General features: G+C 46.6%; 1 protein-coding gene. It reads left to right on the top strand.

Translation table 11 applies throughout. The features are described from left to right. Positions 1-1028 (top strand): hypothetical protein (locus NG798_RS27805; RefSeq protein ID WP_261226961.1); only part of this gene is annotated, 1028 nt, incomplete at both ends.

Genomic DNA, 1028 nt, shown 5'->3' on the forward strand with positions numbered 1-1028 from the left:
ATTTGGCCCACTCTCTCAACAACTTTACCCTGATTTACCCCAGAAATTAAATCAATTACGAACCTCAGAAGTTGGTAGTGTTTCAACTTTATCAGACCTGCGAGTGGAGTTAAATAATCAGATTGTTTTAGAGACTGATTCAAAGGGGGTGGTCAAGGTTAATGAATTAGTAAACTTACCTTTCGATAAATTACCTGAGCTATTCCAGCGTATTGCTAGAACAAGAGAAAAAAATCAGTCCACTGCAATTGAGGAGTCAATTATTAAGGCTTTGAAAACATACGAGAATCAACCTATGAAAAGTAATGAACCGTTGTCAGATGCCGGTTTAGAGCTTCCCCCTGATTTTGATGAAGCTATCTTATTTAGTGATCCCACTTTTAGTGCACAAGCTACCGAACTATTTGGGCCACCACCAGAACCCAGTACACCGGCAACCGATATTGGAAAAGAGAAATTTCCCAGCCAGGATACACCGGCAGCCGATATTGGCGTTGAGAAAACCCCTAGCTGGGATACACCGGCAGCCGTGAGGGGCGAAAAAACCCCCACCCCGGAACTTACAGGAACCGATGTTGGCATTGAGAGAACCAAGAGCCAGGATACACCGGCAACCGATGGTGGTGAAAGGATCGCCAACCGGGATACACCGACAACCGATGGCCGGTTGTCTCTTGCACCAAAGTCGGTTAAAAAAGCCCGCCCCCAATTAGGACAAACTACGAATGGTGTGGGGCTCTTGGAACAACCAGATATCGGGATAGCCATATCAAAAGAAGAGTTTGAGTTACCACAGTCCACTCCAAGAGCACCAATATCAAGAGAGGAGACTGTACCCACATTCCGCACTAAGAGTACAAGACCGTCACCAATATCAAAAGAAGAGTTTGAGTTACCGCCACCACCACCACCGGCCTTGGGAGATTTTGACCCTACCCTCCCACCAATCTCCCTCGATGACAAAGTTGTGCCATCAGTCTCAAAAGAACAGGCTGCACCCACTCTCAGTACACCGGCCTTGGGAGATT

It is taken from the genome of Ancylothrix sp. D3o, assembly GCF_025370775.1.
Taxonomy (GTDB): Bacteria; Cyanobacteriota; Cyanobacteriia; order Cyanobacteriales; family Oscillatoriaceae; genus Ancylothrix.